Raw genomic sequence first — 14,382 nt, forward strand, 5'->3', positions numbered from 1 at the left:
GCGCTCGGGTCTCAGGCCTGGGGCGTCGCCGCCGCGGCCGCCTTCGCCGCGGCCGGCAGCGCGTCGAGCACCCGGGTGACCGCCGCGTCGTCGTGGGCGGCGGAGACGAACCAGGCCTCGAACACGGACGGCGGCAGGTACACGCCGGAGGCCAGCATCGACTGGAAGAACGGGGCGTAGCGGAAGACCTCCTGGCCCTGGGCGTCCCGGTAGTCCCGCACGCCGGTGCCGGAGGTGCCGAACGCCAGGGAGAACAGGGTGCCGGCCCGCTGGATCGAGTGGTCCACGCCCTCGGCGTCGAGCGCGGCCACGAGGCCCTCGCGCACGGCGTCCGAGGCGCGCGTCACGGCCGCGTAGACGGCCTCGTCGGCGCGGGAGAGCGTGGCGTGGCCGGCGGCCATGGCCACCGGATTCCCGGAGAGGGTGCCGGCCTGGTACACGGGGCCGAGCGGGGCCAGGTGGTCCATGATCTCGGCGGAGCCGCCCAGGGCGGCCGCGGGCATGCCGCCGCCGATCACCTTGCCGAAGCACCAGATGTCCGGGGTCCAGCCCTCGGGCTGTCCGGACAGGCCCCAGCCGCCCGTGGCGGTGGCGCGGAAGCCGGTGAGCACCTCGTCCCAGATCAGCAGCGCGCCGTGGCGGCGGGTGATCTCGCGCAGGAACGCGTTGAAGCCCTCGGCGGGCTCCACGACGCCCATGTTGCAGGGCACGGCCTCCGTGATGAGCGCGGCGATGCGCTCATCGTGCTCGGCGAACACGGCCTCGACGGCGGCGCGGTCGTTGTAGTCCACCACGAGGGTCTCGGAGGCGGCGGCCTCGGTGACGCCCGCGGAGCCGGGCAGGGCGGCGGTCGCCACGCCCGAGCCGGCCGCGGCCAGCAGGCCGTCCGAGTGGCCGTGGTAGCAGCCGGCGAACTTCACGATCAGGTTGCGGCCGGTCACGCCGCGGGCCAGGCGCAGGGCCGTCATGGTGGCCTCGGTGCCGGTGGACACGAAGCGCACGCGCTCGACCGGGACCTTGGAGGCGATCAGCTCGGCCAGCGCGGTCTCCTCCAGCGTGGAGGTGCCGAAGCCGAGGCCGCGGTCCACGGCGGCGTGCACGGCCTCGACGACCTCGGGGTGCTGGTGGCCCAGCAGCATGGGGCCCCACGAGCAGACCAGGTCCACGTACTCGTTGCCCTCGACGTCGGTCAGGTACGGGCCGCGTGCGCCGGCCATGAACCGGGGCGTGCCGCCCACCGAGCCGAAGGCGCGCACGGGTGAGTCGACGCCGCCGGGGATGACGGCCTGGGCCGCGGCGAAGGCGGCGGCGTTGGTGGTCGGCTGGGACGCGGTCACAGGGACCCCTCCTTCATCCAGCGGCCGAGCTCGGCCGCCCAGTAGGTGAGCACGGAGTCGGCGCCGGCGCGCCGGATGGAGAGCACGGACTCGACGATCGAGGCCTTCCGGTCGATCCAGCCGTGCGCGGCGGCGGCCTCGATCATCGCGTACTCCCCCGAGATCTGGTACGCGGAGACGGGCACGTCCGCCATGTCCGCCACGTCGCGCACGATGTCCAGGTAGCTCATCGCGGGCTTGACCATCACCATGTCCGCGCCCTCCTCGAGGTCGAGGGCGACCTCGAGCAGGGCCTCGCTCCGGTTGGCGGCGTCCATCTGGTAGGTCTTGCGGTCGCCCGTGAGCTGGGAGTCGACGGCGTCGCGGAACGGCCCGTAGAACGCCGAGGAGTACTTCGCGGCGTAGGCGAGGATCGCGGTCTCGTGGTGGCCGGCGCCCTCGAGGGCCTCCCGGATCACGCGGACCTGGCCGTCCATCATCCCGGAGGGGCCGAGCACGTCCGCACCGGCCTCGGCCTGCGCGACGCCCATCCGGGCGTAGATCTCCAGCGTCGCGTCGTTGTCCACGGCGCCCTCGGCGGTGAGCACGCCGCAGTGGCCGTGGTCGGTGAACTCGTCCAGGCACAGGTCGGACATCACGACGAGCCCGTCCCCCACCTCCGCCTTCACGTCCCGGATGGCCCGGTTCAGGACGCCGTCCGGGTCCAGGGCGGCGCTGCCGACGGCGTCGCGCGTGGTCGGCACGCCGAACAGCATGATGCCGCCCAGGCCCAGCTCGGCGGCCTCGGCCGCGGCGGCCTTGAGCGAGTCCGCGGTGTGCTGCACGACGCCCGGCATCGAGGCGATCGGCACGGGCTCGGCGGCGCCCTCCTTGATGAAGGCCGGCAGGATCAGCTCGGCGGGGTGCAGGCGCGTCTCGGCGGCGAGGCGGCGCATCGCGGCGGACCGGCGCAGACGCCGGGGACGGTGCAGCGGGAAGGACATGACGGGGTCACACGCTCCTGGTTCGGGGACCCGTCCAGTCTAGGCGCGGAGGCTGACCGCGCGCCGGGTACAGTCATGGCGCCCCGTTCGCCGTCGAGAGGCCCGTGATGCCCCCGCGCCTGCGCCCCGGTCAGACCCTGCTGCTGGCCTCGCTCGTCTTCGGCCTGTTCTTCGGCGCCGGCAACCTGATCTTCCCCGCCGGCCTGGGCCGGGATGCGGGCGCCGCGGTCACGCCGGCCACGCTCGGCTTCCTCGTCACGGCGGTGGGGCTGCCGGTCCTGGGCATCGTCGCCTCGGCGGTGACGGGGGCGCGCTCGGTCCGTGAGATGACGGCGCCCGTCTCCCGGCGCTTCGCCGTGGCGTTCACGTGCCTGCTGTACCTGACGATCGGCCCCCTCTTCGCCATCCCCCGCACCGCCACGGTGTCCTATGAGATCGGTGTCGCGCCCCTGGCGGGCGACGGCGGCCTGCGGCTGCTCGGCTTCACGGCGGCGTTCTTCGCGGTCGCCGCGGTGGCGGCGTTCCGTCCGGGCCGGCTCATGGAGTGGGTGGGGCGCTACCTGACCCCGGCGTTCCTGGTCCTGCTCGGCGCCCTGATGGCGGCCGCCGTCGTGGCCCCGATGAGCACGGGCGCCCTGCCCTCGCCGACCCCCGCCTACGCCGACGGGGCGCTCGTGCGGGGCCTGCTGGACGGCTACAACACCATGGACGCGCTCGCCTCGCTCGCCTTCGCGGTCGTGATCGTCGACGCCGCCCGGCGCCTGGGCGTGACGGGCCCGCGCCGCATGGCGGTGGAGCTGGGCAAGGCGGGGCTGCTCGGCGGTGCGGCGATGGCGGTGGTCTACGCCTCCCTGGCGTACGTCGGCGCCACGAGCCACGGCGCGTTCGCGCAGGCCGCGAACGGCGGCGACGTCCTCGCCCGCAGCGCGAGCCACTTCTTCGGCGCGGCGGGCGTGTACCTCATCGCGGCCATCGTCGTCGTCGCGTGCCTGAAGACCTGCATCGGACTGATCGTGGCGTGCACCGAGATGTTCGCGGAGATGTTCCCCGGGTCCTACCGGCTGTGGGCGAGCCTCTTCCTCGTCGTGTCCTTCGCGCTCGCCAACCTGGGCCTGGAGGCGATCATCGCCTGGTCCGTCCCGGTGCTGATGTTCCTCTACCCGATCGCCGTCGTCGTCATCCTGCTCGGTCTCGCCTGGGCCTGGGTGCGGGACCACCCGGCGGTGGCCCGCTGGGTGGTCGCCTGCACGGGGCTCGCCGCCTTCTTCGACCTGCTGGGCGCCCTGCCGGAGGCGCTCGCGACGACGCCGCCCGTCACCGCCCTGACGGGCCTGGCCGGCCGGGTGCTGCCCGGCTACGCGGTCGGCTTCGGCTGGGTGGTCCCGGCGCTCGTCGGGCTGGTCGTCGGCACAGTGGCCGCCGCCTCGCGGCCCCGCCCCCGCCGGGGCGAGCGGGAGGCGATCCCGGTCACCGCCGGCCACGGGCGCACCGCCGCCGACTAGGGTGGGACACATGCCCGAACCCACCCCCGCATCCCTGCGAATCGCCGTCCTGATGGACAGCGACAACGTCTCCCCCAAGTTCGCCCCCCTGATCCTCGAGGAGCTCGCCACCTACGGCACCCCCACGATCAAGCGCGCGTACGGCGACTGGACCACGACCAACCTCAACGGCTGGAAGAAGGCGCTGAACCACCACGCGATCCAGCCGGTCCAGCAGTTCGCCTACACCGTGGGCAAGAACTCCTCGGACTCCGCGCTCATCATCGACGCGATGGACCTGCTCTGGATGGGCAACGTGGACGCGTTCGCCCTCGTCTCCTCGGACTCCGACTTCACGCGCCTGGCCACCCGCCTGCGCGAGGGCGGCAAGCGCGTGATCGGCCTGGGCGCCCGCAAGACCCCCGCCTCGCTGCGCAACGCCGTGGACCAGTTCATCTACCTCGAGCTGCTCGGCACCGCCACGGACCACGACGTCGACGACGACGAGACCGGGGAGGACGCCCCCGCCAAGGAGGAGAACGCCAAGGCGTCCGAGGGCTCCGGCCGCTCGGGGTCCCGCCGCGGCGGTCGAGGCCGCGGTCGCGGGTCCAAGACCACCGACGCCGCCGACACCCCCGAGGCCACGGACGCGGACGTCGCGGACGCCGAGGCCCCCGGCGCCGACGAGGCGCCCGCCGGGGACGCCGCCGGCAAGGACGGGAAGGGCCCGCAGGCGAAGTCCGGGGCCGGTCGGCGGGGCCGCCGTGCGTCGCCGTCGGACGTCACCGAGGACCCGACCCCGCCCGAGGTGCCGGTCGAGGCCGAGCCCGAGCACGACGAGGCCGACGCCGCCCCGCGCATCGACCTGCAGGCCGCGCTCACCAAGGCCGTCAACGCCACGAGCACCGACGACGGCTGGGCCACGCTGTCCCTGATCGGCCAGCACCTGAGCCGCACCCACGTGGACTTCGACCCGCGCGACTTCGGGCACTCCAAGCTCTCCACCCTCGTGGAGGACCAGCCGTACCTGCGCACCCGCACCGAGGGCCGGACCATGGAGGTCTCGCTGGTCCGCCGCCGCAGCCGCCGCGCCGAGGGCTGAGCGGCACGGCCCGTCGTCCCCCGCGGCCGGCGGGCCGGTCCACCAGCCGTTCACCCGCCGGCCACCCGGCCACCACGCCCGCCCGGTAGGCTCCCCGCCATGGGGAACACTCTGGGCTTCCTGCGCGGCGTCGACCGCCTGCACGCCTTCTACACGGAGAACGTGCGCATGCTCGCGCACGCGTACGACCTGACGGACGAGGAGGCCTCGGAGCTGCTCGCCAACACGGGCTTCACCAACGTCTCGGTCGCCATCCTGCGCGATCCGCGGGTGGACATCATGGCCGCCGCCACCGGCGTGCCGGAGGACGAGACGCACGACGCCGGCCCGGCGTCGACGGAGGACGACGCGACCGACCGGGACGGCGGCCGCCCCGACTGAGCCTCGCCTCGAGTGCGGACGGGCGGCTCAGGCCGCAGCGCGCAGCACGGCCAGCACTCCGGCCGCGTCCGGCGTGGGGGCCGTCCCGAGCAGGGGCAGACCCCGCCGCGCGCACGTGTCACGGGTCGGCGCGCCGATCGCCACGAGCCGCACCCGCTCCCCCACCAGCGGCGTCAGGCCCGCGGCCACGAACTCCTCCGCCGCGGACGAGCTGGTGAGCACCACGGCGGTCCCCGCCGCGACCGCGGCCAACCGCGCGGGCGTCACGACGTCCCCCCGGCCCTCGTCTGCCGCCCCGTCGAGCAGCCGCCTGCCGACCTGCGCCGGATACGGCACCGTCCGGTAGGCGAGCCCGGTCCGCACGTCCCAGCCCGCCGCGCGCAGGCCGTCGGCGAGGCGGGACCGGGCCCGATCGGACTGGGGCAGCCACGCGCGGGCGCCGCGGGGATGCAGGGCGGCGAGTCCGGCGATCAGGCCATCGGCGGAGCGGTCCTCGGGCGGCAGCCACGGCGCCGCGTCGCAGCCCGCCTCGGTCAGCACCCGTGCCGTGCCCGGTCCGGTGACCGCGATCCGCGCGCCCGCCGGGACATGGCCGTCCCAGCTGACGGCCCTGAGTGCGCGCACGGTGTTGGGGCTCGTCAGCACGAGCCAGCGGGACCCGTCCGAGCGCACCGGCCCGGCCGCATCACCGTCGGCCCCCGCCCAGTCCGCGAGCAGCGCGCGCAGGGGGCCGTCGTCGTCGGGCAGCGCGAAGTCGGTCAGCGGCAGGAAGCCGACCCGCAGCCGCCGCCCCGCCACCTCGGCGCCGGCGAGACCGGCCTCGAGGTCGCCGGCCTGGGCCGGCTGGCGGGTGAGCAGGACGCGCATCTCAGGCCGGGTCGTCGGGCCGCGGGGCGCCGTCGCCCCGGTCCACCCCGCGCACCGTGCCGGGCAGCAGGTCGGCGCCCTCGGCCACGAACTGCTCGGCCACGTGCACGCCGAGTGCCTCCGCGGCCACGAACAGGGTGTCCTCGAGCCACTCGTCGGCGGCCGCCGGGTCGCCGGCCACGTCGGCCGGCACCGGGTCGAGCTGCACGGACGAGGTCCGGCGCAGCACGCGCGAGCCGTCGAGGGCGGCCACCATCGCGGTCATCTCGATGCGCGGCGCGCCGGCCTCGCCGTCGGTCACGCGGGCCACGGCCCCGATCGGCGCGGCGCAGCCGGCCTCGAGGCGGCGCAGCAGGGCCCGCTCGGCGGTGACCGCCACGTGGGTGTCCCGATCGTCGACCAGCTCGAGGGCGGCGTGCAGCCTCCCGACCGGCGCCTGGGGGTCCAGGAGCGCCCGACCGAGGAAGGACTCGTCCTCGGCCCGGATCTCCACGGCCAGGGCGCCCTGCCCGGGGGCGGGCACCATGACCTCCGGGTCGATCCGCTCGGTGATCACGTGGTCCAGGCCGAGCCGGTCGAGCCCGGCACAGGCCAGGATCACGGCGTCGAGGTCACCGCGGGGCGAACCCACGGCGGCCGGGGCGTGGTCGTCGTGCTGCTCCAGCCCGGGCACGCGGGCCAGGCGGGTCTGCACGTTGCCGCGGATGTCCACGAGCTCCAGATCCGGGCGCAGCGCCTTGAGCTGGGCCACGCGGCGCGGAGAGCCCGTGCCCACCCGGGCGCCCTCGGGCAGGGTCGCCAGGGTGAGGCCGTCGCGGGCGCACAGGGCGTCCCGCAGGTCGGCCCGGGCCGGCACCGCGGCGATCTCGAGGGTCTCCGGCTGGGCGGCCGGCAGGTCCTTGAGCGAGTGCACGGCCGCGTCCACGACGCCGTCGAGCACGGCGGCCCGCAGCGCCGAGGCGAACACGCCGGTGCCGCCCAGCGAGGCCAGCGAGCCGGTGGTGACGTCGCCCTCGGTGCGGATCACCACCAGCTCGTGGGCCAGGCCGGAGCGCTCCGTGAGCGCCTCCGCCACGTGGGTGGTCTGCGTGGTCGCCAGGGCGGAGCCCCGGGTGCCGATGCGCAGGGGGGTCACGGTCTCAGGCCTCCTCGGCGGGGGCCGCGGCGCCCGCCTCGTGCTCGGCCAGCCCGCGCACGGCGGCGTCGACCGCGGACGTCGTCGGCCGCGTCGAGCCGTCCCGCATCACCTTGGCGCAGCAGTCCGGCCGGCACACGTCGTACCAGGCCGGGAAGCAGCCGGCCGCGGCGCGGCCCTCGCGGCGGCCCAGCCGCTCCTCCACGATGTCCACGAGCCCGGCCACGAACCGCGGGTCGGTGCCCGGGGTGGGGCTGCGACGGAACCCCACGCCCAGCCCCTCGGCGGTCTCCTTGGCCTCGGTGTCGAGGTCCCAGACCACCTCCATGTGGTCCGAGACGAAGCCCAGCGGCACGACGACGAAGCCCGCCACGGCGCGCCCCTGCGCGTCCGTCTCGGCGCCCTCGCCCGCGAGGTGCTCCATCGCGTCGTTGATGTCCGGCTCGAGCCACGGCACCGAGGGCGGGCCGGAGCGCGACTGGTACACGAGCGACCACGGCACGTCCGCGGCCTCGGGCACGCCGGCGAGGATCTCGCGGGCCACGTCGAGGTGCTGCGCCGAGTACACGTCCGCACCCTCGTCGCCCGGCTCCGCCCCCGCCTGCGCGCGCAGGTCGGCGGCGAGGCCGCGCGGGCCGGCGGCGGCGGCGTCGGAGGTGGGGATCGAGTGGGTCGCGAAGAGCACGTGGATCCGCGCGTCGTCCCCCAGCTCCGCGCGCAGCGAGGCCAGGTCCGCGCGCAGGCCGTCCCGGAACGGCTCGATGAAGCCGGGGTGGTTGAAGTACTGGCGCGTCTTGTCCAGGTCCACCTTCCCGGTCAGGCCGGTCTGCTCCATGGCCATGCCCATGTCCTCGCGGTACTGGCGGCACGAGGAGTAGCAGGAGTACGCGGAGGTGGTGACCGTCAGGATGCGGCGGTGCCCGTCGGCGTGCATCCGCGCGAGGGTGTCCGGGAAGTAGGGCTCCCAGTTGCGGTTGCCCCAGTACACGGGCAGGTCCAGGCCGCGGGCGGCCAGCTCGGCCTCGATGGCCGCCTTCAGCGCGCGGTTCTGCGCGTTGATGGGGCTGACGCCGCCGTTGGCGCGGTAGTGGGTGGCGACCTCCTCGAGGCGCTCGTCCGGGATGCCGCGCCCGCGCGTGACGTTGCGCAGGAACGGGATCACGTCGTCCTGACCCTCGGGCCCGCCGAAGGAGGCGAGCAGCAGGGCGTCGTAGTCCTTGGGGGCCATCACGCCGCACACGTCGTAGTCGACGCCGGCGGCGGCCTTCTCGGGCGTCCGGAGGGCCGGGGCGACGCCGGCGTCCGGGCCGGTGTGGACGGGCGCGTCGGCGCGGGGCTCGGGGGCGGCGGTCATCAGGCCAGCACCTCCGCGATCTCGGCGGTCTCCAGACGGCGTCCGGTGTAGAACGGCACCTCGCTGCGCACGTGCAGGCGGGTCTCGTTGTTGCGCAGGTGGCGCATCATGTCCACCAGGTCCGTCAGCTCGTCCGCCTCGAGGCCCAGCAGCCACTCCCAGTCGTTCAGGCCGAACGCGCTGGTGGTGTTCGCCCATACCTGCGGGAAGTCCTGGCCGAGCTGGCCGTGCTCGCGGAGCATGCGGGCCCGCTCCTTCGGGTCCAGCAGGTACCAGTCGTACGAGCGCACGAACGGGTAGAAGCACAGCCACTTCAGGGCCTTGCGGCCCATGGCGAAGGCGGGGACGTGGTCCTTGTTGAACTCGGCCATGCGATCGGCGCCCATGGCCGAGAGCACCATCGTGGTGCCCTCGAGCAGACGGGTGCGGCGCAGTTCGCGGATGGCGGCCTGCAGGTCCTCGGGCACCTGGCCGTACATCCACACCATGACGTCGCCGGCCTCGCGCATGCCCGAGACGTCGTAGACGCCGCGCACGGTCACGCCGGTCTGGGCCACCCGCGCGACGGCCTCGTCGAACTCCTTGGCGGCCTTCTTCGCGTCGCGGCCCTCCAGTCCCAGCCAGCCTGGCTCGCCCTGTGGGCGGGCGAACACGGTGTAGGTGGTGAACCAGTCCTTGCCGGCCTCGGCAGGGGTGGTGGTGCTGTCCTTGGTCATGGTCCTCTTCCTTGAGATCCGATTGCGTCAGGGGTGGTCTGGGGGCGAGGTCAACCCGCGGGCGGCGCGTCGGCGCCGAGGGTGCGGTCCACGCCGGCGACGACGGCGGCCAGCCCGGTGCCGTGCACCCAGCTGCCCACGAGCTCGAGGCCGGGCACGTCCCGTGCCCAGTCGATCAGCGTGTCCGCCTTCGCGCGGTCGGGGCCGGCCTGCGGCGGGATGGAGCGGCGCCAGCGGGTGACGGTGCGGGCGACGACGTCCTCCTCCGCCAGCGGCACCCCGGTGAGAGTCGCCGTGTCCACGAGCGCCTGCGCGAGCAGCTCCTCGTCCGCGCTGCGGTGGCCCAGCGCCTCGGGCCCGCCGCCCTGGCGGCCGTAGGACAGGCGCAGCACGTGGCGATGGGGATGACGGGCGACGCCGCCCTCCTGTGGCCGCGCGACGACCTCGCGCAGCCACGCCCACTTGGCGGTGGCGTGGGTCAGGGCCTTGGCGGCCACGTCCGTCCCGGCGCCGACCAGCACTCCGGTGCCGCGTGGCGCGTCGTCCAGGCCCGCGGCCTCGACGACGAGCGTGGCCAGCGCGATGCCCTCGCCGAGGGCGGGGCCGGCGCCGGGGTCCAGGGCCTCGGCCGAGAGCGGGGCCAGCAGGTCCCAGGCGGTGACGCCGTCCACGGCCAGCACGACGCGGTCCACGTCGAGCCCGCGGACGACCTCGTCGTCCCGGTCCGAGATCTGGGCCCACCAGCCGCCGGTGGCGGGCACGCGGGACAGGGCGGCCACCCGGACGCCGCGCAGGACGGTGGCCCCGTCCTCGCGCAGCGCCTCGACGAGCCGGCCGGTGAGGCGGACCATGCCGCCGTCCAGACCGGCCACGAGCGAGCCGGGGGTCCCGGTGGACCGCAGCGCGGCGACGCCCGCGGCCAGCCCGCCGTGCTCCACGGCGGCGGCGAGCAGGCCGGGGGCCACGCGCTCCAGCTCGACGACCGCGGGGTCGGCCGAGTGGACTCCGGCGACGACGGGGGCCACGAGGCGGTCGAGCACCTCGTCGCCGAGGCGGTCGGCCACGACCTGCGCGACGGTCACCGGTTCGCCGGCCGCGAGCGCGGCGGCCCAGCGATCCATGGGGGCCTCGGCGTCCTGCCGGGCGCGCTCCAGGCCGGCCGGCGTGAGGGCGGCGGCGAGGTCCTCGGCGTCGAGGTCGCCCGGGATGCCGACGATGCCGAGACGCGGGGCGCGCACGGGGCCGGCGGGACCGTGCAGCCACGAGCCGAGGGGCTCGGGCGCGACGATCTTCTCGCCCAGCCCGAGCTCCTCCACGAGCGCGCGCACGGCGGCGCCGCGGACGGCGAACGACTCGGCGCCGCCGTCGAGTTCGAGGGTCTGGGTCTCGGGGGCCCCGGTCTCGCCGTGCGAGGGGACGTCGAGGAAGCGCGGGGAGACCGCGCCCCCGAGCACGGAGGTGGCCTCGGCGAGGGTCACGTCCCAGCCCGCCGTGGACAGTCGGTGGGCCGCGACGAGGCCGGCGATGCCGCCGCCGACCACGAGCGCCGTGCCGCTCATGCGCGCTCCTCCCGCTCGGCGGTCTCGACCCCCGGTGCCGGGTCCTGGCCCTCCCGCTCCGGCACGGGCAGGGAGTGGATTAGCTCGACCACGCGGGTCAGCACGGCCGCGTCCGTCTCCGGCGGCACGCCGTGGGCGAGGTTGACGACGTGGCCGGGCGCGACGGCGCCGGAGGCGACGACGTCGCGCACGTGGGCCTCGAGGACCTCCCACGGGGCGGCGAGCAGGGCCGGGTCGATGTTGCCCTGCAGGGGCACGGCGCCGCGTCCGTCGGGGCCGGGGTTCGCGCTGAGCCGGCGGTGCGCCTCGGCGAGCGTGAGGCGGTGGTCCACGCCGACGGCGGTCGCGCCCGCGTCACGCATGTGGTGCAGGAACTCTCCGGTGCCCGTGCCGAAGTGCAGGAGCGGGGCGCCGTCGGGGACGCCGGGCCCGGCGAGGTCGGCGACATGGGCGAGGGCCGCCGTCGAATGCGGCTGCACGTGCTCGAGGTAGTCGTCCGCCGAGAGCGAACCGGCCCACGAGTCGAACAGCTGCGCGGCGGAGGCGCCGGACTCGAGCTGGGCGCGCAGGAACTGGCCGGACACGGTGGCCGCCCAGCCGGCCAGGGCGGCCCAGGTCTCGGGGTCGGCGTGCATCATGCGTCGCGGGCCGAAGTGGTCGCGGGAGGGACGGCCCTCCACCATGTACGCCGCCAGCGTGAAGGGGGCGCCGGCGAAGCCGATCAGGGGGCGCGGGCCCAGCTCGGCGACGGTGGCCGCGACGGCCTCGCGGATCACGTCCAGGGCGGCGTCCTCGAGGACGGGCAGCGCGGCGACGTCGTCGGCGGTGCGGACGGCCTGGCCGAGCACGGGGCCCACGCCGGGCTGGATCTCCACGTCCACGCCCGCCAGGCGCAGGGGGACCACGATGTCCGAGAAGAAGATCGCCGCGTCGACGTCGTGGCGGCGCACCGGCTGCATCGTGATCTCCCGGACCAGGTCCGGCATGAGGCAGGAGTCGAGCATCCCGATCCCCTCGCGCACCCGGCGGTACTCGGGCAGCGAACGGCCGGCCTGCCGCATGAACCACACGGGGTGGCGGTCGGGGCGCTGGCCGCGCAGCGCGCGAAGGAGCGGGCTGGCCGCGGTCGAGCGTGACGGATCCTCGGTGCGCAGCGGGTGCGCGGCGGGCAGTGCCGGGACGGCCGCGGGGGTCTCGGGGGTCTGGGACAGGGCGGACATGCCCCCAGTGTCCCACCGGTCGTGTCGCGGTGGCACATCCGCGTCCTCCGTGAGCGCCGTCACACTCGTCGACGGCGCCCGGGTCAGGTCCGCCTTCCCGGACGGGCGGGGCGGTCGGGGCTAGACTTGGCCCGCTGTGACTGTCTTCTCTCTCGTCGCCTCCCACCATGACCTGGACCTGGACACGGTCGCCCGCCTCAGCGCCGGCGCGACCGGGGTCGGGCCCGCCCTGCCCGGCAGCGGTGCGGCGGGCGCCGTCGTCCTGGCCACGTGCAACCGCGTGGAGATCTACGCCGAGGCCGACGGGGTCGGCGTCGAGGCCGCCCGCGCGGGGCTGCTGTCCGCCGTCGCCGCCTCCACCTCCCTGCCGGACGAGGACGTGCACGCCGCGTTCCGCACGCTCGACGCCGACGCCACGGCCCGTCACCTCTTCGAGGTCGGCGCCGGACTGGACTCCGCCGTGGTGGGCGAGCGCGAGATCGCCGGTCAGGTCCGGCGCGCCCTGACGGCGGCCCAGGAGGCCGGCACCGCCTCGGGCCCGCTCGTCCGCCTCTTCGAGTCCGCCACGCGCACGGCCAAGGACGTCGGCTCCCGCACGGCGCTCGGCGCGGCCGGCCGCTCGGTCGTCTCCGTCGCCCTGGACCTCGCGGAGGAGCTGCGCGGTCTCACCGACGCCGCGGCCCAGCGCGACTTCTGGGCCGGGGCCACCATCCTGCTGATCGGCACGGGCGCCTACGCCGGCACCACGCTCGCGCAGCTGGCGGACCGGGGCGCGACCACCGTCGGCGTGCACTCGGCCTCGGGCCGCGCGGAGCAGTTCGTCGCGGACCGCGGCGGCTGGGCCCTCGCGCTCGGCGGCGAGGCCGTGGCCGGCGCCGTCGCCGAGGCGGACGTGATCATCGGCTCCTCCGGGGGCGAACGCCAGATCAGCCCCGAGCGCCTGCAGGAGCTGCGCGAGGGCGGGCGGCGCCCGCTCACGGTGGTCGACCTGGCCCTCTCGCGGGACTTCGACCCGGCGGTCGCGGACCTGCCGGACGTCGACCTCGTCACCCTCGAGTCGGTGCGGCTGGCCGCACCCGAACAGGCCGAGGTCGCCGTCGCCGAGGCCCGCGCGCTCGTGGACGACGCCGTCGAGGAGTACCGCGCCGCGCAGCGCGGCCGCAGCGCCGACGCGGCGATCAAGGCCCTGCGCCGCCACACCCTCGGCGTGCTCGACCGGGAGCTCGAGCGCGTGCGCGCCCGCCACGGCTGCACGGCGGCCGCCGAGGAGGTGGAGTTCGCCCTGCGCCGCATGGTGAACCAGCTCCTGCACGAGCCCAGCGTGCGCGCCAAGCGACTCGCCGCCGAGGGCCGGCTCGACCGCTATGAGGACGCCCTCGAGGCGGTCTTCGGGATCGAGGCCCCCGGCCGCCCCGCCCCCGCCGTGGGCACGGTCGAGGCGGCCTGCCCCGCGCACCAGGACGAGGGCGGCGCCGCGCGCATCGCGTGAGCCCGCCCCGCGCCAGGAGGACCCCGTGACCGCCCACCCCGCCGCCACCGCGCCCGACGAGCCCGGGCGAGGCCGTCGTCTGCCCCGGCACGAGCGTCGCCGCCAGCTGCTGGACTGCGCCCGCGCGGTCTTCGCCGCCGAGCGGTACGCAGGGGCCTCCATGGAGCAGATCGCCGAGTGGGCCGAGGTCTCCAAGCCGGTCCTCTACCAGCACTTCCCCAGCAAGCACGAGCTCTTCCTCGAGCTGCTGGACGCCGAGGTCGCGAACCTGCGCGCGCTTCTCGAGGCGGCGATGGACACCCGCCGGGACAACCGCGAACGGGTGCGGGCCACCGTCGCCGCCGTGTTCGAGTACATGGCCTCCCCCGAGCGGACCCACCGCCTCATCTTCGACTCCGGCATCGACGCGGACCCGGAGGTGCGCACGCGCAGCGAGGCCGTCCACCGGCTGCTCTCCTCCGAGGTCGCGCGCACCATCCGCGCGGACACCACCGTGGCCGAGGCCGAGGCCGAGGTGCTCTCCCGCGGACTCGTCGGCTATCTCCTGGGCGCCGCACGCCACTGGGCGGACCGGCTCGACGCCGATGCCCGCCCCGCCGCCGCCGAGATGGCCCGCACGGTGGACGCGCTCGTCTGGCGCGGCCTCGCCTCGCTGCCCTCCGCGGACGACGCGCCGCGCTGACCCGGCCGTCCGGCCCGTTTCGCCCGCGGGTGAACCTCGGGGGCGCCCGTCCACCCCGCCGAGCGGTCCCGTAGGC

13 protein-coding genes are annotated in these 14,382 nt (G+C 75.9%); 5 read left to right on the forward strand and 8 right to left on the reverse strand.

The features are described 5' to 3' along the window. Window positions 1-11 precede the first annotated feature (11 nt). Both hemL and hemB read right to left on the reverse strand, forming a co-directional pair. The gene (gene hemL / locus AUV08_RS01730; protein ID WP_061867019.1) at window positions 12-1,337 is read right to left on the reverse strand and encodes a glutamate-1-semialdehyde 2,1-aminomutase; all 1,326 of its coding nucleotides are present in this window, start codon (window positions 1,335-1,337) and stop codon (window positions 12-14) included. Then, window positions 1,334-2,320 (reverse strand): porphobilinogen synthase, encoded by a 987-nt coding sequence (gene hemB, locus AUV08_RS01735; RefSeq protein ID WP_036314332.1) that lies wholly within the window; start codon window positions 2,318-2,320, stop codon window positions 1,334-1,336. The genes hemL and hemB overlap by 4 nt, the downstream gene beginning before the upstream one ends. Window positions 2,321-2,427: 107 nt before the next feature. On the opposite strand from hemB, the gene brnQ reads away from it, so the two are divergent. The 3 genes from brnQ (at window position 2,428) to AUV08_RS01750 (ending at window position 5,284) form a co-directional block, all read left to right on the forward strand. Beyond that, a complete protein-coding gene (brnQ, locus tag AUV08_RS01740) occupies window positions 2,428-3,822 on the forward strand; it encodes a branched-chain amino acid transport system II carrier protein (RefSeq protein ID WP_036314330.1) in 1,395 nt (464 codons plus the stop codon). Between the two features lie 10 nt (window positions 3,823-3,832). Continuing rightward, window positions 3,833-4,903 (forward strand): NYN domain-containing protein, encoded by a 1,071-nt coding sequence (locus AUV08_RS01745; RefSeq protein ID WP_061867020.1) that lies wholly within the window; start codon window positions 3,833-3,835, stop codon window positions 4,901-4,903. A 99-nt stretch (window positions 4,904-5,002) separates the two neighbouring features. Beyond that, window positions 5,003-5,284 carry a hypothetical protein gene (locus AUV08_RS01750; protein ID WP_061867021.1) on the forward strand — a complete coding sequence of 94 codons (282 nt, stop codon included), beginning with the start codon at window positions 5,003-5,005 and terminating at the stop codon, window positions 5,282-5,284. 27 nt (window positions 5,285-5,311) lie between these two features. On the opposite strand, the gene AUV08_RS01755 is transcribed toward AUV08_RS01750, so the two are convergent. The 6 genes from AUV08_RS01755 to hemE are packed head-to-tail and all read right to left on the reverse strand — an operon-like array spanning window position 5,312 to window position 12,135. Then, on the reverse strand, window positions 5,312-6,151 hold the full coding sequence (locus tag AUV08_RS01755) for a uroporphyrinogen-III synthase (protein WP_061867022.1): 840 nt from the start codon (window positions 6,149-6,151) through the stop codon (window positions 5,312-5,314). Between the two features lies 1 nt (window position 6,152). Next, complete coding sequence (gene hemC, locus AUV08_RS01760; protein ID WP_061867023.1) at window positions 6,153-7,286, reverse strand: hydroxymethylbilane synthase; 1,134 nt, start codon at window positions 7,284-7,286, stop codon at window positions 6,153-6,155. A 4-nt stretch (window positions 7,287-7,290) separates the two neighbouring features. Continuing rightward, on the reverse strand, window positions 7,291-8,640 hold the full coding sequence (locus tag AUV08_RS01765) for a ferrochelatase (RefSeq protein WP_061867024.1): 1,350 nt from the start codon (window positions 8,638-8,640) through the stop codon (window positions 7,291-7,293). Then, window positions 8,640-9,356: a hydrogen peroxide-dependent heme synthase gene (gene hemQ / locus AUV08_RS01770; RefSeq protein ID WP_036314319.1), complete on the reverse strand. Its 717-nt coding sequence runs from the start codon at window positions 9,354-9,356 to the stop codon at window positions 8,640-8,642. The genes AUV08_RS01765 and hemQ overlap by 1 nt, the downstream gene beginning before the upstream one ends. 50 nt (window positions 9,357-9,406) lie before the next feature. Beyond that, complete coding sequence (locus tag AUV08_RS01775) at window positions 9,407-10,915, reverse strand: NAD(P)/FAD-dependent oxidoreductase (protein ID WP_061867025.1); 1,509 nt, start codon at window positions 10,913-10,915, stop codon at window positions 9,407-9,409. After that, a complete protein-coding gene (gene hemE, locus AUV08_RS01780) occupies window positions 10,912-12,135 on the reverse strand; it encodes a uroporphyrinogen decarboxylase (RefSeq protein WP_061867026.1) in 1,224 nt (407 codons plus the stop codon). The genes AUV08_RS01775 and hemE overlap by 4 nt, the downstream gene beginning before the upstream one ends. 136 nt (window positions 12,136-12,271) lie before the next feature. On the opposite strand from hemE, the gene AUV08_RS01785 reads away from it, so the two are divergent. After that, window positions 12,272-13,624 carry a glutamyl-tRNA reductase gene (locus tag AUV08_RS01785; protein ID WP_061873073.1) on the forward strand — a complete coding sequence of 451 codons (1,353 nt, stop codon included), beginning with the start codon at window positions 12,272-12,274 and terminating at the stop codon, window positions 13,622-13,624. A 25-nt stretch (window positions 13,625-13,649) separates the two neighbouring features. After that, entirely contained in the window at window positions 13,650-14,306 is a 657-nt protein-coding gene (locus AUV08_RS01790; protein WP_061867028.1) for a TetR/AcrR family transcriptional regulator, read from the forward strand. Window positions 14,307-14,382 lie beyond the last annotated feature (76 nt).

This window comes from Micrococcus sp. CH7 (genome assembly GCF_001595485.1).
Classification (GTDB): domain Bacteria; phylum Actinomycetota; class Actinomycetes; order Actinomycetales; family Micrococcaceae; genus Micrococcus; species Micrococcus luteus.